The following is a 25,459-nucleotide window of genomic DNA, read 5'->3' as shown; positions in this document are numbered from 1 at the left end:
TATAATTTAATTCAGTCTTTAATTTTTACTGCCTGTTTTGCAATTTTTGACGAGATAAATTCTGCCATCCGACTTTGTAAAAATGTACAGGTCATTTTTCAGGCCTAGTCCAAAACGCAAGTCAGTTTTTTTATTTCCGGTACTTTCCCTGAAAGTTGTTTTCTGGCCATCAAGCTCAATTTTTACTTCTTTAACGGGTGTTTGTTTCCCAGGTATTAACTGGCTATTTTCCACAAAGAAAACACGTCCGCTCACAATATCGCCAAAGATATATTTATCCTTTAATACAGGAACACGACTGGAGTTATAAACAAAGCCTCCCGAAATTGCATTGCCTTCATCGTGGTCAAACTGTGCAACAGGATAGGTATAGTTGAATTTTTTATCGTTTTCAGGAAGCGGATAAACTCTATCCATTTGGCCCTTATAATTTAAAAGAAAAGTCCCTTCTCTTGCAGGCCAGCCATAGTCGGCACCGGCTTTCCCGATGTTGAGTTCTTCAATATTGGTAAGGCCGATATCTGAAATTATCATCTTGCCATCCGCTGCCCAGCTAATTCTGTTGGGGTTGCGGAAACCTCTGCAAAAAATTTCTGCTAATGTGTTTGGGTTGTTATCTTTAGCAAAAGGGTTTGATGCAGGAATTCCGTACTGCTTGTTTTTGCTGTTTCTGCCTAAAGGGTCGATGCGTAAAACTGAACTCCAAATTGTTCTGGGACTGTTGCAGATGAAAGGATATTTTGCTTCGGCAGCGCCACCATCGCCGATTCCAATATATAATAAGCCATAGTCAGGACTACCGGGTTTAGCTAAAGGATTAAAGGTTATTTCCTGCATACCATGAATGAAATTTACCATGTTTACCCTCATTATTTCCCTGCCTGTTCCTGCGAAGGTTGCTACGTTCGGATCTGTTATCTTCCATTCGGTAAGAACCCATTGCAGGGTTACCGGAATAGAATCGGCAAAAGCGAAATCGGCCGGTGCTACATTTGCCTTTTCTGTATGGGAAGTATAGAATAAGCCATTTTTATAAAAATCAGGATGAAAAGCAAAACTTCCAAACCCGGTAGCCAGGCCCGGAGCGTCTATAAATCCCGGCCGTTCTTTGCGAATGTCCATGAAAATTTTCAGCTCTTTGTTGTCCATTTCATATATTACACCACGTAATTCCTGAATAAATACACGGTCTTTTTTTCCTGGCAGAACGGTCATCTTGTTAATTCTTGCCAAAGGAATCTTTTCAGCTGTAGCGGGAGCTTTTATAATTTCTTCAAGCTCAAGTGTTAGTCCCGATTGTGGTATTTTTGCCGGTATAGGATCTTTAATTGCTGCCCCTAAAAAAGCATTATCTGCTGTAGAAGTGCTTTTGTGGATACTTATATATGATAAAAGTGCATCTACGTCAGCATTACTCAATGAAGAAAAAGGAGGCATGTACTGATTATATTGTTCAAAAAGCATTTTTCCCCTCGTATCTCCGCTTTGTATTACCTGCTGCGCATTGTGGATAAACTTCTTTAACCATTGTGTTGGAACCTCCTGTGCTACTCCGCTTAGGTTTGGCCCTATTCCTCTCTGATGAAAATTATGACAACCAGCACAATTGTTTTTAAATAAAATCTCGCCTTTGGTTACCTCGTTTGTATCTGTAAGAGCAATTGATGTAGGCTTTAATTCTCTTGGGGAAGATGATGGAACGTATGGGTGGCTGTTTTTATTGATACCCGCGTAAAAAAGGAAAAATATAAAAAGCAATAAGATCAGCACTTTAGGATAGCCGGGTTTAAAATTCATTAGTTTAAGCAGTTTGGTTGCTATTAAAATAAATTTAATAGCAAAAAATACAGGAATTAACAGTTAGAATCTGATTGTGAAATCAAAAATAATAATTCCCATTAGAAAAGGAATAGAAAGATAGCCTGATATAAGCCAATCAGAACTGGTGTTGAGGACAGGTAACCTTATAATGATTGTTTAATAATAAGCCTAAAACAATTTCGTGCGAACCACGGCTAACTGATTTTAACTCTGAGGTTGTAAAATCATAGGAGTAACTGAAGTTGAAAAGATGGCTGAGGTTAAAACCTGCCATAGCTGCAAAAGAATCGTTTACACGATAACTGCCGCCTAGCCAGAATTTATCCTGGAACGCGAGTTTGACATTGGTATCAAATGAAACCGGTGCAGGAGATACAAATTTGACCATGAGGGAAGGAATAGCTGCAATATTTTCTCCCATAAAGAGTTTATAGCCGGCTGTAGTAAAAAAATGAGGACTAAGTTTACCCGGATCTGAAGAACTTTCATCACCGAAAGTCAATTTCTGTCCTAATAATTGCTGGCCAGAAATTCCGGCAAAAAAACGAGGGCCATACAACCATATGCCTGCGCCCAGATCCGGTTTTAGCTGGCTGCTTTCGCCTGTTATAGCAGGATCAATGCTTCCCGGATCTCCAACGCTTATTTTAGAAACATCCAGGTTGATTTTTGATATTCCGGCTGCAACTCCTACTGCAAAATTGACCTGTTCACTTAATCCCAGGTGATACGCGTAGGTTATATTTAGGTCAGTACGGCTTATTGGCCCGGCTTTATCAATTACTGCATGCATGCCCACTCCGTGATGAGGTTCGGCAGCCATATAACTTTGCACGTAGCTGCGGTTCATTGGGTTATTGCCATCAGAGGAAAATGAGTTGGCATTGCTGTAAATGAAGTTTCTTCCGATAGGGGCGTTGACGGAGATATAAGTTGTTACAGGTGCGCCGTCAAGCCCGTTCCATTGGTTTCGGTAGCCGCCTTTTACATCTATATAACTTTCAATACCGCTTAAAGCGGGATTAAGTAAATAATTATTAAATATATATTGAGTGTACTGAGGGCGTTGCTGCGCTGTTATGGATTGTGTGGAGAGTAATAAAAATAGAAAACCGAACAGCCTTTTCATCAATAAAAAATGAAATTATAAAAGCTCTAATATAATGAAAAACTTATATTGAAAGGCAACTATTTATCTTTAAGAACAGCTTTTATGCTGATTTGGGATATTTTTTAAACCAGCTATTAATTTTCATCTGGATAACTCCTAAAAATGCTTCCCGGAAAATGCGTGTACTCATCTTCGAGGTGCCTTCGGTTCTGTCGGTAAAGATGATAGGAACTTCTACCACTTTAAAACCGCATTTAATGGCTGTAAATTTCATTTCTATCTGGAAAGCATAACCTACAAAACGGATTTTATCCAGATTAATGGTTTGAAGAACAATTCGCCTGTAGCATTTAAAACCGGCAGTAGCATCCCGAATACTGATTCCTGTTATAAACCGGACATAAGAAGATGCAAAGTATGACATCAGCACACGGCTCATCGGCCAGTTTACTACATTTACCCCTTTTACATATCTCGATCCTATTGCAACATCAGCTCCTGCATTGCAGGATTCCCGTAAGCGGACAAGGTCATCGGGATTGTGAGAAAAATCGGCATCCATTTCAAAAATATACTCATAATCTCTTTTAAGTGCATATTTAAAGCCGTGGATATAAGCTGTGCCCAATCCTTGTTTCCCTTTTCGTTCTTCCAAATGCAGTTTACCAGAAAATTCGCCTTGTAAATGTTTTACAATCCCTGCGGTTCCGTCTGGCGAGCCATCATCCACAATTAAAATATGAAAAGGAACAGATAATGAAAAAACTTTTCGAATGATTTTTTCAATGTTCTCCTTTTCGTTGTAAGTGGGAATTATAACTAGGCTATCAGATAACACGGATAATTTTTGGACGAATATAAGAAACAAACAAAAAAGCACAGCCTTGCTGTGCTAAATAATGTTATTGTCCGTGAGGCGCATTGGAGGCAGTGAGCACTTCATCCTCCGGCTCTGCTATATAACTTCGTTCTTTTAAACGTGGTGATACAAAAAGGTAAACCACAATAAAGACACTTATCAAACCGACAAAGAACCAGTAATAGCTGGCGCCCTGTAAATGAGCGAAAAAACCATTGTTTGAGATACTGCTGTTAACCAATGCTGTAAATACGTTACCAACTGCAACTGTAAGTAACCAGATTGCGGTCATGGTGCTTTTCATTGATTTAGGACTTTGAGTATAAGCATATTCCAATCCGGTTATTGAAACCAGAACTTCACCTGCCGATAAGATCATATATGCCAGAATTTGCCACCAGACAGAAGGATGCCTGCCGTGGTCTATTTCGTTTTGAAGCAGTGCAATAATTACAAAGGACAATGCGGTTAATACCAGTCCTGCACCTATGCGGCGAAGGGGAGTGGTTTTAAGCCCCATACGATCAAAGAAAGGGTAAATTCCGTAATTGAAAATTGGTATAAACAGCAGCAGGAAAATCGGATTTACTGTTTGTACCTGTTCAGGCAATAAGGTAAATCCTGCAATCCGTAAATCTAATTTCGTTGCCTGCAATACCCATTCAGAAAGGTTTTGATCCCACATTGCCCAAAATATTGGAATAAATGCAAAAACAGCCATTACCCTGTAAACCGCCTTAATACCTTCTACTTTTTCTGAATCAAATTTCTCCTTTGCTACATCCAGTAAAGACATTCCTTTCTTTCTTTTTCCTGCATTGAATAAGGCATACAGAGAAATAAAAACAAAATTATCTTTCTTTATACCAGATGGCGGAACTCTGACATACTGCTTGCGTCCCAAAAAGAAAATAACGGTAGCTAATGCCATTAAAATTCCGGGAATTCCAAAAGCCCATGAAGCCCCGTATGCCGCGTACACCCAGGGAATAAGAATAGTGGAAATAACAGATCCGGCATTAATGCTGAAATAAAACCAGCCATATACTTTAGACATCAGATGCTGGTTTTTTTTGTCGAACTGATCTCCAACATTCGCCGAAACGCAAGACTTAATTCCCCCTGCACCTATTGCTATCAGTATCAGTCCATACCTGAACCATTCAAGATTGGTATCAAATAATGCGAGAAAAAGATGTCCGATACAGTAAATAACAGATACATACAAAATGACCTTATATTTCCCGAAAAACCAATCGGCCATAATAGCGCCTACAAAAGGCAGGGTATAAGCCAGAGAAACAAAAAAATGGGTAGCTTCATTGGCCTGGGCTTCGGCCACGTTCTGCATAGCGGGATTAAGGGAGGGATTGAAAAACTGTGCCACCAGAAAAGTAGCAAGGATGGAACGCATGCCGTAAAAACTGAATCTTTCTGCTGCTTCGTTCCCAATAATATAAGGAATACTTTGCGGGTAGGAGCCTTTATTTAATTTATCTTCCTGTATCTCACTTTTCATGTTTGTTTTTTAATAAAGGGGCCAAAGTACCCCAAATTCAACTTTCAAAAACTATTTCAGCAAATATTTTACAATCGCTTACAGGTTCTCCACAATAAAATCCGTCATTCTTTTATACAGATGAATGGTTGTGTTGCCCCCGTAAATTCCATGATTTTTATTTGGATAATAGGCTTGTTCAAATTGTTTATTTGCTTGAATTAAGGCTTCTGAAAGCATAACGCTGTTCTGAAAATGAACATTATCGTCGCCGGTTCCATGAACCAGAAGAAACTTTCCTTTTAATTTATCAGCAAAGTTAATGGGAGAGTTCTGGTCGTATCCTTCCGGATTTTCCTGTGGGGTTTGCAAGTAACGTTCGGTATAAATGGTATCATAAAATCTCCAGGTAGTAACAGGAGCTACAGCTATTGCAGCTTTAAATACACCGGCGCCTTTGGTGATACATAAAGAAGACATGTAGCCGCCATAACTCCAGCCCCAGATCCCGATTCTTGACGGATCTACATAGGATTGCGAAGCCAGCCATTTTGCCGCTTCAATCTGATCAATAGTTTCGTATTTGCCCAGTTGTTTATACGTCAGTTTCTTAAACTCTGCACCCCTGAAACCTGTTCCGCGGTTATCAACACATACTACAATATATCCCAATTGGGCTAAATAATTGAACCACGCTTTTCTTGTACCGCCCCAGCTGTCACTTACATTCTGGCTTCCCGGGCCTCCATATACATACATTAAAACCGGGTACTTTTTTGATCCGTTAAATGCAGGAGGTTTTATCATGTACCCGTTCAGCGAAATTCCTTCAGATGTTTTAAAGGTGAAAAATTCGGTAGGGGTGATATTGTATGCTTTTAATCTTTGCTCTAACGCTTCGTTGTCTTCCAGTGTTCTTATCAGTTTTCCCGATTTATCATGCAGTGTAGTTAATGAAGCAGAGTTGCTGGTGCTGTGTGTTAAAATATAATAACTGAAATCCTCACTGAAAACGGCGTTGTTTGTGCCTTCCAGCGTGCTGATCTTCTTTTTGTTAGTTCCGTTAAGTGAAATGGAATACACGTCCCTTTTAAGCGGAGAACTTTCTGCCGACTGGTAGTAAATCCGGTTGTTTTTTTCATCTATGCCATAAACGTCAGTAACTTCCCAGTTGCCTTTTGTAACCTGGTTGATAATCTTCCCACTCAGATCGTATAAATAAATATGGTTAAATCCATCACGCTCGCTTACGTTGATGAACTGCTTTCCATTATCTAAAAAACGAAGCTGCTCTTTTTCAATATCAATATAATACTTATCATTTTCTGTTAAAATAACTTTCGACTCGCCTGAATTAGCATTGACAAGCAGATAATCCAATTTATTCTGATGCCTGTTGAGACGTAGTACGAAAAGGCTTGCCGGACTTTTTGTCCATCTTATTCTTGGAATGTATTGATCTTTTTCGGGCCCAACGTTTACATTTTTGGTTGTTTTATCAGCAAGGTTGTAAATATGGATACTAACAACCGAATTGTTTTCTCCGGCCTTGGGATATTTATATCGGTATTCAGTAGGATAGAGGCCCTCGTATAAGGTCATGGAAAATTCCGGAACATGCGATTCGTCAAATTTATAGAAAGCTATTTTTTTACTGTCTGGACTCCAGAAAAATGCCTTTGCAAAAGAAAATTCTTCTTCATAAACCCAATCAGATCCTCCGTTTATAATCCCGTTGAATTTTCCGTCAGTGGTTATTTGAGTTTCTTCTTTGGTGTTTAAATCTTTAATGAAAATGTTATTGTCTCTTACAAAAGCAACTTTAGAACCATCGGGAGAGAAGGTAGCATACATTTGTTTTCCGTTTGCAGATACTTCAATTATCTCTTTTGTTTTTAAATCGTAAACAAAGTAAGAAGCACGTGTTGAATGACGATAGATAGCTTCTTCGTCTTTGGCAATGAGTGCCTTGCTTTCATTTGCATCAAAATCTGTACTTACGGGAAGGGTATTGCCGTTATAATTTAAATCCTTTTGAGAAAATAGTACGGTTGCAGTTTTCCCGTCGCTGTAATTGTTTTTAGCTACGTAACTTTCTCCTTTGTTATCAGTTTCTATCGAAACATAGGTTTTACCGTCTTTCATGGAGTGCAGGCCACTTACTGTCTGCTGGGCGAAAAGCCCTTTCTTAAAAATATCTTCTAATGTGATATCTTTTTTTGTTTGGGCAGAAACAGAGCCGGCAAATAAGAGGAGTATTAAAATTTTCTTCATTTAGTTTAGGGAAATAAGATAAAGTTGAGGTGTATTAATAAAGCTTTCTTTTAGTTACGTTGGCAGGTTTTTTGGGATCATTGAAATTTTCGTCGTTATTATTGGGAGGGTTTTTTAAACGAAGGTCTTCCTCCAGCTTCCAGCGACCGTTAACGAGTTTTAATCCGTCATAAGACATGTCCGGTCCGTACATATCAAATTTTTCTTTCATTTTAGGATCAGGAGGAGCGAGGTGGTCAAAAACAATCATTCCTTCTTTAGGCAGATAGTTCAATAACATGGAAACCTGTCTGCTGTATTCAAAAATTACCCGTTTATTGTCTTTTTTCTCTTTTCCGGCATCGAAAACAGGCATCCCAAATACGGCCTTATCATCTTTAAAATACAAAGCTTCTATTACTTTTTTAGTGGTTTTCGGAGAATTTCCTTTCCAGCCGAGCAAAATATAATAGGGTGTTTTTACATTGTAAGTAACCGGGATAATTTTGTAATACTGAGCTCCATACCAGTTTTCATTTGAAGTAACGGTATCAGCCGGATCTTTTATAGTTGAAGTATAATCTACCAGTGGAAACATTTTTAATTTACCATCCGGATAATTCATTTGGATTGTTCCATAATAACGGTAACTACCATCATTATTTAGCACATGCCATGTAAATATGCGGAAGCGCATATCGGAAGAAGTAAGTATAGAAACGGTTTTTAACGAATCAAAATCATAATTAAATGAATTCGGAACCTTTAAGGCACTTATCAGCGTTTTTATAAATTTATAATTGTTGTTGTATCGTTCCGGTTCGTTTTCATTATTGATAACCTGGTAACTGATACGTCGAAGGCTGTCTTCATAAACCTGTAACTGATGCTTAAATTTTGCAGGATCTGAATGCTGGGCAAAAATTGAGTGTGAAATACAGGTAAGAAAGAAGATAATATATGCTGTTCTTTTCATCTTAATTCAAATTCTCTATGATAATGGCACTTGCACCGCCACCGCCATTACAGATGGCAGCACAGCCGATACGGCCTTGATTCTGTTGTAAAACCGAGAGGAGTGTAACGATAATCCGGGCACCTGAAGCACCAAGTGGATGGCCTAAAGAAACAGCTCCTCCGTTTACATTTACTTTTGCAGGATCAAGATTAAGTGCTTTGTTGTTTGCAAGGGAAACTACCGAGAAAGCTTCGTTTATTTCAAAAAAATCAATAGCCTTTGATTCTAATCCCGCCTTTTTAAGAGCAATCGGAATAGCTTTGGAAGGAGCAGTGGTGAATTTTTCCGGCTGTTGCTGTGCATCTGCAAAAGATAGGATCCGGGCTAAAGGTTTTACACCTAACTGTTCTGCTTTTTCTTTACTCATCAATACCAATGCTGCAGCTCCGTCATTAAGAGTAGATGCATTTGCAGCGGTAACAGTTCCATCAGGCTTAAAAACAGGTTTTAATACAGGGATTTTATCAAACTTAACTGTAGCAGGCTCTTCATCTTCTGAAATAAGCGTCAGGGAGCCCTTACGGTCTTTTATTTCAATTGGAATAATTTCGTTTTTGAACTTACCTTCTCTTTGCGCCAGCTGCGACCGCCTGTACGATTCTATTGCATAAGTATCCTGTTCTTCCCGGCTGATATTACAATCTACAGCACAAAGTTCTGCCGCAGAACCCATGTGAAAGTTATTGTACACATCCCAGAGGCCATCTTTTACCAGTCCGTCTATTAGCTGTCCGTTACCTAATTTATATCCGTTTCTGGCATGGTCTAAATAAAAAGGAACATTACTCATGCTTTCCATGCCTCCGGCAATAACTGTGTCATTATCCCCGAGAGCAAGACTCTGAGTTGCCAGCATTACAGCTTTCATTCCCGATGCGCAAACTTTATTTATGGTTGTTGCGGGAATATCGGGCAATCCTGCAAATTTTGCTGCCTGCGTAGCTGGAGCCTGACCAAGATTAGCAGACATTACGTTCCCCATATACACTTCTTGAACGTCATTAGGTGCGATTTTTGCCCGCTCTACTGCTGCTTGTATTGCAAAGGCCCCCAGTTGGGTGGCAGAAAGCGAAGAAAGATTTCCGCCAAAGCTTCCAATAGGTGTTCTTACTGCTGAAATAATGTAAACATCTTTCATCCCGCTTGTATTTTGAAATACTATCTCTATTTTACTACAGCTTAATTTGATGTAAGTTTTACGCAAACATCGTAAATCAGATTCAAAAAAAGCCTTTCGGAAAATTATTTCCGAAAGGCCAATCTACCCTTATTTAAAACCTATATTATGAAAACTAAGTAATTGACTATAAAAGTTTACAAAGGATTAGTTGTATAACTTTTGTTACAAAGAGAGATGAGTAAAGCGAACTAATTTTGAAGCATGGCAGAAGATCTGAAAATTATTAAAGGGAATAAAGAGGAGCAATACACCGCGATTATTCCTCAAATCCAGGCTTTGATAGCCTGTGAAGAAGATGTTATTGCAAATCTGGCAAATGTGTGCGCTGCATTGAAAGAACAATTCAACTTTTTCTGGGTAGGTTTTTATCTTGTTAAGAAGAATGAACTGGTGCTGGGGCCTTTTCAGGGTCCGGTAGCTTGTACCCGGATACAAAAAGGAAAGGGCGTTTGCGGAACATCCTGGCAGCAGAAACAAACGCTTATTGTTCCGGATGTAGCTGATTTTCCCGGTCATATTGCCTGCAGCTCGTTTTCACAATCGGAAATAGTTGTACCGATTATAGTAAACGAAGAAGTTGTTGCGGTGTTGGACGTAGACAGTGAAAAGCTTAACGATTTTGATGAGACAGATAAAAAATACCTGGAAGAGATTGTTTCATTACTGATTTTTTAATCGCTTATATATTAATGAAACTTTCGCAGGAATATTATCAGCAGGAAGATGTTGTTTTTATAGCTGAAGACCTTTTGGGAAAACAACTATTTACATATATAGATGGTGAATTAACAGGTGGTACTATTGTTGAAACCGAAGCATATAAAGGACCTGAAGACAGAGGATCTCATGCCTGGAACAATAAAAGAACACCCAGGAATGAAATGATGTATGCTGCGGGAGGCGTGGTGTATATGTATATCTGCTATGGCATACACGACATGTTAAATATTGTAACAGGAAAAGAAAATACTTCACATGCGATCTTAATCAGAGCCATGCAACCTGCTGTTGGAGTAGAACTTATGCGGCAGAGGCGAGCTCTTTTTAACAACGACGAGCGTTTATGCCAGGGCCCCGGAGCACTTGCAAAAGCGCTTGGATTAAGTAAAAAACAAAACGGTTGTTCTTTATCCGGAGAAGAAGTATGGATTGAGGAGGTTGGAAATAAAATTACGCCCGATCAAATTATCAGATCACCCAGAGTGGGAATGAATTTTGAAGGGCCGTACAAAAGTATTCCCTGGCGCTTTTATATAAAACGTAATAAGTTTGTCAGCAAACCCAGAATAGCCTGACTAACTGATAAAAAATCTTTACAGAAACATCCTGGGTATCTTCCTGTTTTGCTTCAAAAGAAGCATTAAAATGGAAAATAATAGTAGTACTGAGTTAGAAAAATTAAAGGAACTTATTGAAGAGGTACAAATAGCTATGCTATGTACAAAATATGAAAATAAGCTGCAGGCACGTCCCATGTCTACCGCCAAAGTGGATGAGGACGGTAGTATCTGGTTTTTTACCAATGAATATTCCTGTAAAGCAGAACAGGTGGAGGATGATCCTGAAGTTTGCCTGGCATATTCAAGTCCATCCAAAAATAGCTATGTAAGTGTGCTTGGTAAGGCGCAGCTGGTGGATGATAAAACCAGAATGGAGGAGTTTTGGAACCCGGCTGTAAAAGCATGGTTCCCCCAGGGGCTGGAAGATGCGAAACTTGTTTTGTTGAAAGTGAAACCGTACCAGGCTGAATACTGGGACAGCAGTTCAAGCAAGATGGTCACACTTTTTAATATGCTTAAAGCGGTGGTTACCGGGGAGAAATACGATGAAGGCGAACATGGCAAAATAAATCTGTAAATTTTACTATTCATGTTTTTGGTATTCCTGAATAATATCATCTTTATCAGACGATATTATGCTGAAGATAGCGTTTGATCCCGTTTATATTTATCCTCTGCCAGAAGGACATCGCTTTCCTATGCTCAAATATGAACTGATTCCGGAGCAATTATTGCACGAGGGGTTGATTCAAAGAGAGAATTTGTTTTCACCGGGAATGCCGGATGAAGACAACATTCTTTTAACTCATGATAAAGAATACTGGGAAGCTTTAAGGGATGTGAAACTGTCTCCAAAAGAACAAAGGCGTATAGGATTTCCTTTGTCTGATTTATTGATTGAAAGAGAAACTCGCATTGCCCAGGGTACTATCGACGGCTGCTTTTTTGCAAAAAAATATGGTATCGCTTTTAATGTGGCAGGCGGCACGCACCATGCAGGCAGCAACTGGGGAGAAGGATTTTGCTTGTTGAATGATCAGGCAATAGCTGCAAATTATTTACTCTATGCTAAACTGGCTGAAAAAATACTGATTATAGATCTGGATGTTCATCAGGGAAACGGAACAGCAGAAATATTTAAACAGGAACTTCGTGTTTTTACTTTTTCTATGCACGGAGAAAAAAACTTTCCTTTTCATAAAGAGAAATCAGATTTAGATATCGGGCTGGAAGATGGTATCACTGATGAAAAGTATTTGTCTATCCTAAAAATTCATTTACCTGTAGTTATACAGCAGCATCAACCGGATTTTATTTTTTACCTATCTGGTGTTGATGTACTTGCTACTGATAAATTAGGAAAGTTATCTCTTAGCAGAGAAGGATGTAAGGAGCGAGACCGCTTTGTTTTGTCGCTTGCAAAAAAACATAATATCCCTGTTCAGGTAAGCATGGGCGGAGGTTATTCTGCCCGCATCAACGATATTGTTGAAGCACATTGCAATACTTTTCGGGAAGCTTTCCATATCTATTTCTGATTTTAAAATTTAAGGCCTGATTCTATTAATTGAAAATATGACAAACCTACCTGTTAACCATTTGTAGTTAGTTAGAAGATTAATAAAAATTCATTTATCTATTAAAAACGACAATTATGAAAAAGTTAAGTTTGTTAGTGGCAGTACTTTTAACGGCAGTGACAATTGATTATGCAAGTGCACAAACAACCGGAACTACTACTCAGGATCCTGCAAAAAAATCAACCACCGGTACTACTACTCAAGGTACAAGGACAGATACCGTGAATAAAAGTACCTGGAGCAAAAGTGACACCACTACTGTGATAGGAACTACCAAAAAGAAATCGGGAGTGGGCACTACAGAAAATGGAACAGGCACCATGGGTAGCGGAACCAATCAGTCAGGAACAAGTGGTACAGGAAGTACAATGGGCACCGGATCAAATACTTCCGGCTCCGGAACAAACAGTACCGGTACTAAGAAAGAACCAGATAACGGAACAACCGGTAATGGAACTAATTCAGGAACAAGTACCGGAAGCGGAACAGGTTCGGGAACCGGTACCGGCTCAGGGTCTGGCAATGGCAATTCGGGCCATTAATTTTATACGGTAACGTAATAAAAGGCTGAATCAAAAATGGTTCGGCCTTTTATTTTATTGACTATATCGGCCGCTTCTTTCCATTGATTTTGACAAACGATGGAAGCGTATAAAAAGCAATCCCGCCGAAACCAACAGGCCAAAAGTTAGTCCAAACCAAATACCCACCGGCCCGGCCTTAAGTATAATTCCTAAAATATACGCAATGGGTATTCCCACAACCCAATAAGCGAGGAAAGTAATAAATGTAGGTATATTCACATCGCCAATCCCCCGTAAAATTCCAAGACCTACTACCTGTGCGCCATCAAATAATTGAAAAATTCCTGCTATAATTAACAGGTGTGAAGCAATGGAAATAACGGCCCTGTCGGAAGTGTATATCCACGGTAGATATGAATTTAAGGCTATAAAAATAATAGCTGTAACACTCATAAACGCCAGCACAATATGATAATTTGAAATTGCAGATTTTCGCAGTTCTGCATAATCTTCTCTACCGAAGTTATGGCCGGTTTGAATTGTGGCAGCTGCAGAAATTCCGCTAGCCATCATATAGGTCATAGAAGCCATAGCAATAGCCACCTGGTGGGCTGCCTGCGGTACCGGTCCGATGGTTCCCATTAAAATTGCAGCGCCGCTAAAGGCACTGATCTCAAAAGTATATTGTAAAGCAACCGGAGCTCCGATTTTTAAAATTCCCATCGATTTTAGTTTGTTGACGCTGCTCAATTTAAAACCCCGGAGGTAGTTTTTAAACTTTTCTGACTTAAATACATAAAAAGACATTACTACTGCCATTAATGTCCGGTCAATCAATGTGCTTAAACCCACACCTCTTACTCCCATCGGTTGTATTCCGAACATTCCTTTTACGAAAATAATACCCAGGCAAATGTTAAGGATATTGCCGATTATGGAAATCCTCATGGCTTGTTTAGTGAATCCTAAACCTTCAGCAAATTGCTTAAAGGTATTGAAGATCATTAATGGGATCAGCGAAAGGCTCAGAAGTCCGAGATATGGTTTGGCCTGCACTACTACTTCAGGAGCTTGGTCCAGATGGTCAATAAATAACAAAAGGCCAAAGTAGATAAGAAGGAATAAAAGTGCGGCAACAACAAGATTTATAATCAGGCTGTTTAACAGTAGTACGCCGCATTCTTTACTTTCATTTCGCCCGTTCGATTGTGCAATAAGGGGTGTAAGGCCATAAGCTATTCCTATACCGATCATCATTACAATGGTAAAAACACTATTTACAAGCGAAACAGCTGCAAGAGGAATGGTGCCGGCAAAATGCCCTACAACAATACTGTCTGCGGTATGTACTAAGGTGTGTCCAAGCTGAGAGATCATTACCGGAACGGCAAGTTTTAAATTGCTGGTATAATGATTTTTGTATTTGATGTAGAGCTGTTTCACAAATAGAATATAAGATGTGTTCGTTCGGGTCTAAATCAGGAAGCTGTATAAAATTCCTCTTTTTCTGTGGTATGAAGCCTTATAACTCCTGATAGTACCAGATTTACAAGAATTTTCTGTGCCCGTCTTCTTGAAAGATTAAGCATTTTACTGTATTCACGTGCCGTTATTCGTTCGTTTATTTCCAGGTATTCAAGCAGTGCCTTTTCTTTAGATGAATATTCAATAAATACCCCTTCTTCTTTGTTGCTGCCTTTTAATACATCAACTACAATCTTACTGGCAAGCAAACTTTTGTCTTTAACCCGTATATACACCCACCATTTTTTATCTTCCCCTAAGGAATAGTGCGGTTTTAAGTCGCTTTCTTTTATTTCTGCCACCAGAACAATTTTATCATCCATATACACTTCCTGAAAAAGAGGCTCTATTGCAGGTTTACAAAAGAAATGCGCTGCCTTTGTGAGCATAAATTTTTCTTCATCTTCAGATTTTACGCCTTTTATAGTTCCGTCGTCGGCAACACCTACCAATAAGCGGCCACCTTTATTATTTGCAAAGGCCACCAGTGTTTTGGCAATTTTTTCGCACGAGGTAATGGTTTTCTTAAAATCGAGGTTTACACCTTCTCCTTCAAAAATAAGTTGTCTGATATTGTAAGGTTTTAAAAGATTCATTTTGTCGTGCTAAAATTAGTATCTCTTTACAAGAGAAAGTTACAGCAGTTTACGAATGTAAACTTCGTTCATTACTGAAGCGCAAAGCTCTTTCTTTGAGTTAACAATTTCGATGGAATAAGATTTTATAAATTTTCCTGATTCTTCAAGCTCTTTACAAACTTCATTTATTTCCGTTTCTGTAATACTGATAGAAAAATATAAACTGGAGTTGCCGGGCTTAATGAAATTAATTTCAGAACTTTTTGTCCAAAGGAGTACCTTATAGCCTTTTTTTGTTAAGATCTGATAAAAACAGACCGGATAAAAAGGATCTGTAGCACTGAAAATTGTACCACCGAAAATCGATTTGTTGTAGTTAATATTAAAGAGGCTCTTTATAATTTTTACGCGAACTCCTGTGAAGTTCTTTTCGATTGTCTGTACCCATATCCGTTGAAAAAATAAGGGAGGATAAAATCGCATTCCCCATTTTAAAATCCTTTCGGAAATCATCATAAACGAATATCAGAAAGTTGTATCAAGAAAAAAATCTTTTTACAAGGATACTTTAAACTTTACTAAACAAATCAAAATAGGGGGGGTTAGAAAAGTACATCTTATCTATTTAAACATATTTTTATGAAAAAGAGCACTTTGAAAATCGTTTTTACGGCAGCCTGTTTAACCTTTGCTTTAGGCGCTTGTAATTCCAACAACAATTCCAGTGAAAGTTCTGATTCGAGTATGACGACTGATACCGGAATGACGACGGACACAACAATGGGTACAGGTGTTGACGGAACCGGTACTGGAACTGATTCAATTGGTACCGGAACGGGTGGTACTGGAACCGGCACCGGAGCCGGAGGTGCAGGAACAGGTAGTGGCACTGGCGGCACAGGAACCAGTGGTTCTACAGATGGCGGCACCGGCAGCAATAGTTCCGGATCGGGCGCTACCGAAAGCAATAATTCAGGTACTGGATCTGCGGGATCTGAAGGGGGCAGTGCTACAGGAGGAACTCCAGCAAGCCCCAGGTAGTTTTCCATAAAAAGCTCCACGAAGATTTCCGTTTAAAAAATCGAACGGAAATCTTAATATCTCATCTTGCACTTAATCTTTTTTTATTTGTAGTTTCAGCAGTTAAAAATTACTGCATGAACGCAAATGCTTCTTCCCGAAAAAATCTCACCTTACTGGTTATTGTAGCTGCACTCGGCTATTTTGTTGATATCTACGATCTTGTGCTTTTTTCTGTGGTACGTATTCAAAGTTTTAGAGATATCGGGGTTCCTGAATCGGAGATGCGTGTAGACGGAGAGTATGTATTAAATATGCAAATGGCGGGATTGCTTTTAGGCGGCATTTTATGGGGAGTAATCGGCGATAAATTTGGCAGGGTAAAAGTTCTTTTCGGATCTATTCTTGTATACTCCGTCGCTAATTGTTTAAACGGATTGGTTACCGATATAAATGCATATGCGATCATTCGTTTTGTTGCCGGTATTGGCCTTGCCGGTGAACTGGGTGCAGGAATAACCTTAGTGAGTGAAAGCATGAGTACGGAAAAGCGAGGCTACGGAACGATGATAGTTGCAGGAGTTGGACTTTTTGGTGCTGCCGCAGCAGCAACAGTAGCTAAAGAATTTTCCTGGCAAACAGCTTATTTTGTTGGAGGAGGAATGGGCTTTGTGCTTTTATTGATGCGAATTGGCACTTTTGAGTCAGGAATGTTTAAGGAGATGGCAGGTACTAAAGTATCAAGAGGAAATATCAGCCTGCTTTTTACCGACAGAAAACGATTTGTTAAATATTTACATTGCATACTAATAGGAGTACCATTGTGGTATGTAGTGGGTATATTGGTTACACAGTCACCTGAATTTGGTAAGGCTTTAAACGCTACAGAACCATTAAATGCAGGAACCGGAATACTTTTCACTTACCTGGGAATTGCCATTGGCGATGTTTTTGCGGGTTTGCTTGCACAGTTGACCAAATCACGCCGTTTAACCATGCTGATTTTTCAGGTATTATCAATTTTTAGCGTAATCCTTTATCTGAGTTCGCAGGGGATCAGCGAAGAGAAATTCACCTGGCTTTGTTTATTTATGGGATTTTCAGTAGGTTATTGGGCTAATTTTGTCACAATAGCTTCAGAGCAGTTTGGTACCAACATCCGCTCTACGGTAACTACTACAGTCCCTAATTTTGTAAGAGGTTCTTTAATCCCCATCACTTTTTTGTTCGAGCTTTTTGTTAAAGGTTTTGGCATACTCACTGCAGGGTATATCATGATATTTCTGTTGAGTGCTGTTGCTTTGTTTTCATTAAGCAGGTTAAAGGAAAGTTTCAGCAAAGATTTGAATTACGTAGAAGAAGAAAGTACAGGTCAGTATAATGTACTTTCTTAACTAAGGATGCGATCTTTAACAAAGATTATTTCATTTTTGCAGCATGATCAGTAAAGAACAAATTGCAGCGGAGTACCGCCAGATTCAGGATGAGATTTGCACCGGTTTGGAACAGGCAGACGGCACCGGTAAGTTTCAGGAGGAATTGTGGGATCGGGAAGGAGGCGGAGGAGGAAGAAGCCGTGTGCTGCAGAACGGATCGATAATTGAAAAAGGAGGGGTTAACTTTTCAGCAGTTCACGGAAAGCTGCCTCAGCAAATTAAGCATTCGTTTAATGTAACTGATGATGAATTTTTTGCCACAGGCGTTTCGATTGTAATTCATCCCAACCATCCTTTTATTCCCATTATTCATATGAACATCCGGTATTTTGAGATGAATGATGAATTGCGATGGTTTGGCGGGGGTATTGATGTAACACCTCATTATATTATAGAAGAAGATGCGAAATTCTTTCATACTTATATTAAAAATGTATGCGACCGGTACTCGGCAGACTTTTATCCGAAATTTAAATCCTGGGCAGATAATTACTTTTTTATAAAACACAGAAACGAAACCCGTGGAATAGGCGGTATCTTTTACGACCGGTTAAATCCTGCTTCTGCTAAAATAGGGTGGGAGGAAATATTGGAGTTTTCCAAAGCAGTTGGCCGTTCATTTGTTCCGATTTATGCTGAGCTGATTAATAGGAATAAAGGAAAAGAATTTGACAAATTGCACAAGGACTGGCAATACCAGCGGCGCAGCCGTTATGTAGAGTTTAACCTTGTTTACGATGCCGGAACCAAATTTGGCTTGGAAACAAATGGTCGTATCGAATCTATTTTAATGAGTCTGCCTCCCCAAGCCAACTGGGTTTATGATTACAAACCAGAGCCGGGTAGTGAAGAAGAAAAAACGTTACAATTATTAAAAAAGGATATAGATTGGGTTAGGTAATCAGAAGAGTTTAATAGTTAAATTTTATTGAAGTTCAGACTTATTCTTCTGTTAAGAAAGCTTTTTGTTATGTGTGAAAGTATAAAATCTTGTAAGAAATTTTAGTAACTTATTGTAAATCTGTTGCGTAAGAATCTCATAAAAAAATTATGAAGATTAAAAACAAGTTACGCATTCATGATCTGCCCTTATTTTTTCTCCTTTTTCTTTTTGCTTTCTTTTTAAGTTGTGATAAAGATGATCCTGTTCTTGATTCGCCAAACAATAGTTTTTTACCTGACACTTCTATTGTTCAAGCTGACAGCACAAACTTAAAACCCGACAGTTTAATAATAATTATAGATTCAATAAAAGTTCCGGATATAGATTCAGTAATAGCTGTTCCGGTAGATTCGATAAATGTACCCTCATCAGGGGAAATAGATACTAACCCGCAGTTAGAAACAAATAATACACCCCCGGAAACAGTACCTGAAATTCCTTCAAATCAACTACCAACAGCACCACCTGCGCCCGAAAAGCCAGTAGTTTTAACTCCTGCACCTACGAAAACACCCGAAACTTCTACACCAGTAACTACGCCTCCTTCAACCGAAACACCTGAAATTTCTGCACCAGTAACCAAATCTCCTTCATCTGCTACCGAAATTCCTTCAAATCAACTACCTGCAGCTCCACCTGCGCCCGAAAAACCAGTTGTATTAACTCCTGCACCTACGAAAACACCAGAGACTGCGCCAGTAACTACATCTCCTTTAACCGAGAAACCTGTGGTATCAACACCAGCACCTGCAACCAAAACACCTGAGGCTACTGCACCAGTTACCAAGGCGCCTTCACCTGCTACCGAAATTCCTTCAAATCAACTACCTGCAGCACCACCTGCGCCCGAAAAACCAGTAGTTTTAACTCCTGCACCAGCTACCCAAACTCCTGCAGAGGTAAATACTACTCCTTCACCTGTAACCCCAACAACACCTGTAAATCCAGCTCCTTCAGTTCCTGTTGTTATAACTCCTCCGCCCAGTCCTTTTATTGCTCATAATATTCAGGATGATCTTCCAAAAGGATTTGTTAAGGATGGTTCAGTAGATTATACAACATATATACAATCCGCTATTAATAAATATAGTGAGTTGAAATTTCCTGGATTTCCCATTTTAATTAATGATAAGGGCCTCATAATTCCGTCTAACAGAAAGATTACCTTTCTGGAAGGTTCAGAATTGAGATTAAAACCGAGTTCCAAGTCTTCATATAACATAATTAAGATTGATAGAGTTTCTAATGTGCAACTTATTGGTCCTAAGATTATAGGAGACAGGAACAAACATTTAGGAACAACAGGTGAATGGGGAAATGGCATTGGTATTTATTCTTCAACAAATGTTAGTATAGCTAATGCACGTGTATTTGATTGTTGGGGAGACGGAATATATATTGGGAAAAATTCAATAGTTAGCAAAGCGATAGTAATTACCAATGCTTATTTGAGAAATAACAGAAGAGACGGTATCTCTGTAATTGCGGCTGATGGATTAACATTAGACAGAATGTATGCCGGTTATACTAATGGAACTCGTCCTGCTTGCGGTATCAATCTTGAACCTAATAATTCTACAGAGGAATTAAAAAATATTAATATTATTAGTCCTCTTACTGAATATAATGAAGGACATGGAATACAACTTACTATAGACAAGTTGTATGGTTCATCAAATAAAGAAATAGACATTACCATTACTAAACATACTGATATTGGTTCCTTTTATGCTTTTAAAGTGTCAAATTTAATGAAAAGTACCGGAGGCCATTTGGCTGGAGTAATAAAAACAATAGATCCAAAATGGAACTTAAGTACAAGTTGTCCTTTATGGATGTCTCAAACGGATCCGGAATTAAAAGTATACATCACAAGGCCCCAAATTGCACCTGCTCCTGGAACTGCAGTATATAAATACACCAGCATAGAAAAACAATTAAAATATGGTTTGAAAAGTGTTAGTATTCCATATATTCTTGCTTTATAAATTCATGAAGACATAATGGACTATCTTAAAAAAAATTAGGACGTTCATTTATGCTAATACATAAATGAACGAAGGATATTATAAATAGAAAAAGTGTATTTTAGAAAATAAGGTTAAACGGATTTTTTACCATATGCCGCTAAATAAGGGTAAAGCGTGAATCTTAAATAATCATTACAATCATTACATTTAAATAGCTTTTATTTGAAACGAGAAAGGAAGCCTTCTATTCGAGAAGACTTCCTTTGTTTTTTCTCACTTTTTTCTCTTATTTCACTCTTCATTATACAAGTCTTTCCCTTAATATTAAGTTAACCCGAGGCTTCCTACCTTTGTGCAAGAGTTAAAGTAAATGAGTTTTTTTAAATTTTTTCTCACTCTGTGAAAACTTTTTTGAGTTTGATTGTTTATAGTGCAGTAATAAAAAAAATATGAGTAATAAAAAACATCTACCAGGTCTCATTATTATCCTTTTTGGCTTTCTTGCATTCAGTTCATGTAGTAGAAGAAATCTTGTATATTTTAATGACTTGCCCCAGCAAAGTACATATACATCAAATATTTTAAATCTTACAGAACCAAAAATTCAATCAGGAGATATATTAAATATTCGGGTAAGTAGCTTAAATGCGGAATCTAACGCTATTTTCAATGGCCCTACCGCTAATTTAAATAGGCAAGAATCAAACACGGTCGGATATTTAGTAGATAAAGATGGATATATAAATTTTCCTATAGCTGGCCGAATTAAACTTGCAGATTTAACAAATGAGCAAGCGAGAGAAAAAATGACTAAAGAACTTTTGAAATATGTAAAAGACCCAATTGTAAATTTACGTTTAGCAAACTTTAAAGTTACTGTTATCGGAGAAGTAGCCCGTCCATCCTCATTTACAGTATCAGATGAGAAAATAAATTTACTCGAAGCATTAGGAATGGCAGGTGATATGACTCCATTTGGGAAACGGGAAAATGTTCTTCTTATACGTGAAAAAGAAGGAAGAAGAGTAATGGCTCGTTTAAATCTAAATAATAAGGATATCATAAATTCTCCATATTTCTATTTACAGCAAAATGATGTAGTGTATGTAGAACCTGTAAAGGCCAGAGCTGATCAGGCGACTAATTCTAATAGATTTATTTCGGTAATTGTAGGGTTAACTTCAGTTGCAACATTAGTAATATCGAGATTGGTAATAAATTAATCTACTATAACAGTTTAATAACATGTCAGATAAAAATTCATCGTCTGCAATACATCAGGATAATTTTCAGGAGGTATTAAATAAATATTTAAAATACTGGTATTGGATAGTTGCAGGTATAATTTTGAGTTTAATTGTAGCGTTTTTATACTTACGTTATGCTACACCGATGTACGAAGTAAGTAGTTCATTACTTATAAAGGCTGAAGATTCAAAATCTTCAAAATCAGAAACTACATCATACGGTGATTTGGAATTAGTTAAGACTTCACAAAGTGTTGATAATAAAATCCAAGAATTAAAATCTATTACTTTATTAGAGCGGGTCATTAAAGAGCTTTCGTTAGAAACAAGTTATTTTGTTGATGGCTCTTTCCGCGAAACAGAGTTATATGGTAAATCTCTTCCTATTCATGTTGTTATAAATAGCCTTGACCCTACAGCCTATGAAAAAGAGCCAACTATAAAAATCAGGGATAAGGAAACCTTTGATTTAAGTGACGATGGAGGATTGACAACTTACAAGTTTGGACAAAAAGTACATAGGAGTTATGGGGTTTTTTCTGTAGAACCTACTTCTAATTTTACTGTTACACCATCGCCCATAAAAGTTAAGTTTAAAAATCTCGCAATATTGGCGCAACAATGTTTAAATAATCTTTCAATTGCTTCAGCGAGTGAAAAAGCAGATGTAGTTACCATAAAATACAATACTTCAGTACCTAAGAAAGGAGTAGATATTTTAAATAAACTTATTGAGGTTGCAAACAAAGAAGATTTAGAAGATAAAAATAAAATTGCCGTTAACACTATTAAGTTTATTGACGATCGACTAAAGTATCTAACAAGTGATCTTTCTGAAGTTGAAAAAGGGGTAGAGCAATTAAAACAGCAAAATAATCTCACGGATGTTGCTTCAGATGCCAAAGCTTATTTAGATCAATCCGGGCAATATAACCAGCAACTTGGTAACGCCGAGGTTCAGTTAAGTGTCCTGGAATCTATAGAACGTTATGTGAAACAGCCTGCAAATAAATTGGGTCTTGTTCCAAGCTCATTGGGAATTGAAGATGCTACTTTAACAAGCCTTATAGGGAAGTTTAACGAACTTCAACTGGAAAAACAACGTTTATTGCGTACAGCACAATCTGATAATCCCGTTGTAATAAATATTGATGAGCAATTGGCCGGTATAAGAAGAAATATTATTGAAAGTTTAAATAATATTAAAAGAGGCTTGACAATAACAAGAAACAGTTACAAATCAAACTCTTCTGAATTTGAATCAAAGATAAAAAGCGTCCCATCTGTAGAAAGAGAATTGCAGCAAATTCAAAGACAGCAAAGTGTTAAACAGGGGCAGTATTTATACCTTTTACAAAAAAGAGAAGAAACTGCTTTGGCTCTTGCTGCAACAGTTTCTAATTTCAGGGTCATTGATAATGTTAACTTTAATCCTATTCCTGTTTCACCTAAAAAGCAGCTCGTTTATCTGTGTGCATTTATTTTGGGAATTGGATTTCCTGTGGCGGGTATTTATACTAAAGATTTGTTGAATAACAGAGTACAAACTATTCAGGATGTATCCTCAATAAGTAATTTAAGAATTCTTGGTGAACTTAGTCACAGTGATATTAAAGGAAATCTGGTAATTAAACAGGATAGCAGAACTACTATTTCTGAACTTTTCAGGCTCATTCGAACTAATCTTCTATTTTATACATCCAATATTGATAATAAAGTAATATTAGTAACCTCAAGCATGAGTGGCGAAGGAAAAACTTTTTTTAGTTCCAACCTGGGATCTACGCTTGCTTTAGCCGGGAAAAAGGTTGTCCTTATTGAATTTGACCTTAGAAACCCCAAATTACTGGAAGGGTTAGGTGTAAAATACACTAAAGGAATAGTTAATTATCTAACAGAATCAGGAGTTTCTGTTAATGATTTACTGAGGCCATCTACCGAGTTCAATAACTTGTTTATGATAGGAGCAGGAAGTGTTTTTTCATCTCCAAGCGAACTATTGCTGAATGACAAAATCGGGGAACTTATAAGTGCTCTTAAAAAAGAGTTTGATTACATTATTCTTGATACATCTCCTATAGGGCAAGTTGCTGATGCTTATTCATTAGTTCCATACAGTGATACAAGTATATTTCTTGTAAGATATAATTATACGTTGAAAACACAACTCAATATTCTTGAAGATATTTCTGAGCGTTTAAAGAACCCAATGCTGGTGCTTAATGATGCAGAAATAAATAATTATAAGGGCTATGGTTATGAGTATGGATACGGGAACAGTAATAATAGTAAGAGACTTAAACTGATCGGGTAAGTTTTAAAAGAGAGGAGATCTCTACCTGATCTCTATCTAGCCGGATGATTATAATTTCTACTTATCACTGAATTATTAGTGATGCAGGGAAGTTACATCAAAAATTAAATGTAAGCGAGAACCTGATACAACATTTTATTAAAAAGGAGTATCAAGTTTATTTATAAGTGCAGGTTGATTGACGGTGAAGAGTGCTACTGTAAGTGGAGTGGCGAAGCTATAAGTGCGCTGGATGTTTTATAATACGTTTTAAAAAGCTACTGTAAGTGGAGTGGCGAAGCTGTATAAAAAAGAATTTAAATTATATCTGAATGGATAATATAGTTTATAGTAACCCGAAAATAAAAAACTGGCGTGTGATCTACACCAGGTCTAAATGGGAAAAGAAAGTTGACCAATTGTTGCATGAAAAAGGCATTCAGTCTTTCTGTCCTACAGTGAAGAAGGAACGACAATGGGCTGATAGGAAAAAAACAGTAGAGTTTCCACTTTTTAACTCTTATATTTTTGTTAAGGTCAATCACAAGGAGGAACTATCTGTTAGAGAAACGTTAGGAGTAATCAATTTTATATATTACTGCGGCAAACCTGCAGTAGTGAGGGAAAATGTAATTGATGATATTCAAAAATATTTAAACTTATATCCTGATCTGGAAACTACCAGCATTCAAAATATAAAAATAGGTGATAGAGTAAAAATAAAAGAAGGCGTGTTTTCAGACCAGTTAGGGGAAGTTGTAAAAATTGAAGGGAAAAAAATCCTGATGGTAATTGAACATTTGGATTGTGCATTAACAACCAAAGTAAATTTTGAAAATATAGGAAGCATATAGATGAGTTATAAAATAGATTAGGTAATTATAATTTTCTTTTCTAATTCTTCTTTTCAAAGTTATATCTACTACTATGATTAAAATATTGTCTTTAGTGGGAATTCTCTTGCTAAGTAAAGTTGATATTGAACAAATTGCATCAATTCAACAAAAGTCTAGTTGTGATACTTCTACAACTGTTTTTTATGATTTTGGAATTATATCTAAAGATGTTCCAGTTGCTAAAATCTTTAGAATCTACAATAATACAGATAAAAGTATTCGGATTAGAACTATTGGTTCGTCAATTTATTGTACGGTGCCTGCTTGGACCAAAAAGCCTATTCCACCAGGAAAATTTGGATTAATGAAAGTATCTTACAATGGAGAGTTAATAGGACCTTTTGAAGCAAATTTGAAAGTACTTTATTATGGGCGAGAGAATATGAAGTCAGAAAATTTCTTAAACATAAGTCTTATTTAAAAGGACA

The 25,459-nt window shown here is 37.6% G+C and carries 23 protein-coding genes; 13 read left to right on the top strand and 10 right to left on the bottom strand.

What is annotated here, in order from left to right:
* Positions 1-18: 18 nt before the first annotated feature.
* The 7 genes from ACLCDL_RS17030 to ACLCDL_RS17000 form a co-directional block, all read right to left on the bottom strand.
* On the bottom strand, positions 19-1,797 hold the full coding sequence (locus ACLCDL_RS17030) for a PQQ-dependent sugar dehydrogenase (RefSeq protein WP_423149618.1): 1,779 nt from the start codon (positions 1,795-1,797) through the stop codon (positions 19-21).
* Positions 1,798-1,936: 139 nt separating this feature from the next.
* On the bottom strand, positions 1,937-2,950 hold the full coding sequence (locus ACLCDL_RS17025; protein WP_423149617.1) for a PorP/SprF family type IX secretion system membrane protein: 1,014 nt from the start codon (positions 2,948-2,950) through the stop codon (positions 1,937-1,939).
* A gap of 82 nt (positions 2,951-3,032) precedes the next feature.
* On the bottom strand, positions 3,033-3,770 hold the full coding sequence (locus ACLCDL_RS17020; RefSeq protein ID WP_423149616.1) for a polyprenol monophosphomannose synthase: 738 nt from the start codon (positions 3,768-3,770) through the stop codon (positions 3,033-3,035).
* A gap of 64 nt (positions 3,771-3,834) precedes the next feature.
* Positions 3,835-5,310 (bottom strand): POT family MFS transporter, encoded by a 1,476-nt coding sequence (locus ACLCDL_RS17015; protein WP_423149615.1) that lies wholly within the window; start codon positions 5,308-5,310, stop codon positions 3,835-3,837.
* A gap of 78 nt (positions 5,311-5,388) precedes the next feature.
* Complete coding sequence (locus tag ACLCDL_RS17010; RefSeq protein ID WP_423149614.1) at positions 5,389-7,563, bottom strand: S9 family peptidase; 2,175 nt, start codon at positions 7,561-7,563, stop codon at positions 5,389-5,391.
* A 34-nt stretch (positions 7,564-7,597) separates the two neighbouring features.
* A complete protein-coding gene (locus ACLCDL_RS17005; protein WP_423149613.1) occupies positions 7,598-8,518 on the bottom strand; it encodes a hypothetical protein in 921 nt (306 codons plus the stop codon).
* Position 8,519: 1 nt separating this feature from the next.
* Positions 8,520-9,698 carry an acetyl-CoA C-acyltransferase gene (locus ACLCDL_RS17000; protein ID WP_423149612.1) on the bottom strand — a complete coding sequence of 393 codons (1,179 nt, stop codon included), beginning with the start codon at positions 9,696-9,698 and terminating at the stop codon, positions 8,520-8,522.
* A 243-nt stretch (positions 9,699-9,941) separates the two neighbouring features.
* Here ACLCDL_RS17000 and ACLCDL_RS16995 point away from each other — a divergent pair, with 243 nt between their 5' ends.
* From ACLCDL_RS16995 to ACLCDL_RS16975, 5 genes are all read left to right on the top strand, one after another.
* Entirely contained in the window at positions 9,942-10,415 is a 474-nt protein-coding gene (locus tag ACLCDL_RS16995) for a GAF domain-containing protein (protein ID WP_423149611.1), read from the top strand.
* Between the two features lie 14 nt (positions 10,416-10,429).
* Positions 10,430-11,035, top strand: a complete 606-nt coding sequence (locus tag ACLCDL_RS16990) for a DNA-3-methyladenine glycosylase (RefSeq protein WP_423149610.1) — start codon at positions 10,430-10,432, stop codon at positions 11,033-11,035.
* A gap of 70 nt (positions 11,036-11,105) precedes the next feature.
* Positions 11,106-11,597, top strand: coding sequence for a pyridoxamine 5'-phosphate oxidase family protein (locus tag ACLCDL_RS16985; protein ID WP_423149609.1), 492 nt, complete (start codon positions 11,106-11,108; stop codon positions 11,595-11,597).
* Positions 11,598-11,655: 58 nt separating this feature from the next.
* Positions 11,656-12,558: a histone deacetylase family protein gene (locus ACLCDL_RS16980; RefSeq protein WP_423149608.1), complete on the top strand. Its 903-nt coding sequence runs from the start codon at positions 11,656-11,658 to the stop codon at positions 12,556-12,558.
* 116 nt (positions 12,559-12,674) lie between these two features.
* Complete coding sequence (locus ACLCDL_RS16975) at positions 12,675-13,142, top strand: hypothetical protein (RefSeq protein WP_423149607.1); 468 nt, start codon at positions 12,675-12,677, stop codon at positions 13,140-13,142.
* A 54-nt stretch (positions 13,143-13,196) separates the two neighbouring features.
* On the opposite strand, the gene ACLCDL_RS16970 is transcribed toward ACLCDL_RS16975, so the two are convergent.
* From ACLCDL_RS16970 to ACLCDL_RS16960, 3 genes are read right to left on the bottom strand one after another with little or no spacing between them, the layout of a single operon-like run.
* Complete coding sequence (locus ACLCDL_RS16970; RefSeq protein WP_423149606.1) at positions 13,197-14,567, bottom strand: MATE family efflux transporter; 1,371 nt, start codon at positions 14,565-14,567, stop codon at positions 13,197-13,199.
* 35 nt (positions 14,568-14,602) lie between these two features.
* Positions 14,603-15,244 carry an AlbA family DNA-binding domain-containing protein gene (locus tag ACLCDL_RS16965; RefSeq protein WP_423149605.1) on the bottom strand — a complete coding sequence of 214 codons (642 nt, stop codon included), beginning with the start codon at positions 15,242-15,244 and terminating at the stop codon, positions 14,603-14,605.
* A 39-nt stretch (positions 15,245-15,283) separates the two neighbouring features.
* Positions 15,284-15,742 (bottom strand): DUF4442 domain-containing protein, encoded by a 459-nt coding sequence (locus tag ACLCDL_RS16960; protein WP_423149604.1) that lies wholly within the window; start codon positions 15,740-15,742, stop codon positions 15,284-15,286.
* Positions 15,743-15,865: 123 nt separating this feature from the next.
* On the opposite strand from ACLCDL_RS16960, the gene ACLCDL_RS16955 reads away from it, so the two are divergent.
* From ACLCDL_RS16955 to ACLCDL_RS16920, 8 genes are all read left to right on the top strand, one after another.
* Positions 15,866-16,267, top strand: a complete 402-nt coding sequence (locus ACLCDL_RS16955; RefSeq protein ID WP_423149603.1) for a hypothetical protein — start codon at positions 15,866-15,868, stop codon at positions 16,265-16,267.
* A gap of 116 nt (positions 16,268-16,383) precedes the next feature.
* The gene (locus ACLCDL_RS16950; protein ID WP_423149602.1) at positions 16,384-17,640 is read left to right on the top strand and encodes an MFS transporter; all 1,257 of its coding nucleotides are present in this window, start codon (positions 16,384-16,386) and stop codon (positions 17,638-17,640) included.
* 43 nt (positions 17,641-17,683) lie between these two features.
* Positions 17,684-18,583: an oxygen-dependent coproporphyrinogen oxidase gene (gene hemF, locus ACLCDL_RS16945; protein WP_423149601.1), complete on the top strand. Its 900-nt coding sequence runs from the start codon at positions 17,684-17,686 to the stop codon at positions 18,581-18,583.
* Between the two features lie 149 nt (positions 18,584-18,732).
* On the top strand, positions 18,733-20,613 hold the full coding sequence (locus ACLCDL_RS16940; protein WP_423149600.1) for a right-handed parallel beta-helix repeat-containing protein: 1,881 nt from the start codon (positions 18,733-18,735) through the stop codon (positions 20,611-20,613).
* Between the two features lie 431 nt (positions 20,614-21,044).
* Positions 21,045-21,818, top strand: a complete 774-nt coding sequence (locus ACLCDL_RS16935; RefSeq protein WP_423149599.1) for a polysaccharide biosynthesis/export family protein — start codon at positions 21,045-21,047, stop codon at positions 21,816-21,818.
* Between the two features lie 22 nt (positions 21,819-21,840).
* Positions 21,841-24,156: a GumC family protein gene (locus tag ACLCDL_RS16930; RefSeq protein ID WP_423149598.1), complete on the top strand. Its 2,316-nt coding sequence runs from the start codon at positions 21,841-21,843 to the stop codon at positions 24,154-24,156.
* Positions 24,157-24,467: 311 nt separating this feature from the next.
* On the top strand, positions 24,468-24,989 hold the full coding sequence (locus ACLCDL_RS16925; protein ID WP_423149597.1) for a UpxY family transcription antiterminator: 522 nt from the start codon (positions 24,468-24,470) through the stop codon (positions 24,987-24,989).
* A 73-nt stretch (positions 24,990-25,062) separates the two neighbouring features.
* Positions 25,063-25,452 carry a DUF1573 domain-containing protein gene (locus ACLCDL_RS16920; protein ID WP_423149596.1) on the top strand — a complete coding sequence of 130 codons (390 nt, stop codon included), beginning with the start codon at positions 25,063-25,065 and terminating at the stop codon, positions 25,450-25,452.
* Positions 25,453-25,459: the final 7 nt, after the last annotated feature.

Source organism: Rubrilithobacter danxiaensis (assembly GCF_047272945.1).
Lineage (GTDB): Bacteria > Bacteroidota > Bacteroidia > Sphingobacteriales > Sphingobacteriaceae > Rubrolithibacter > Rubrolithibacter danxiaensis.
Note: the sequence above shows the minus strand (reverse complement) of the source record. Positions and strands in the feature narration are given on the sequence as shown.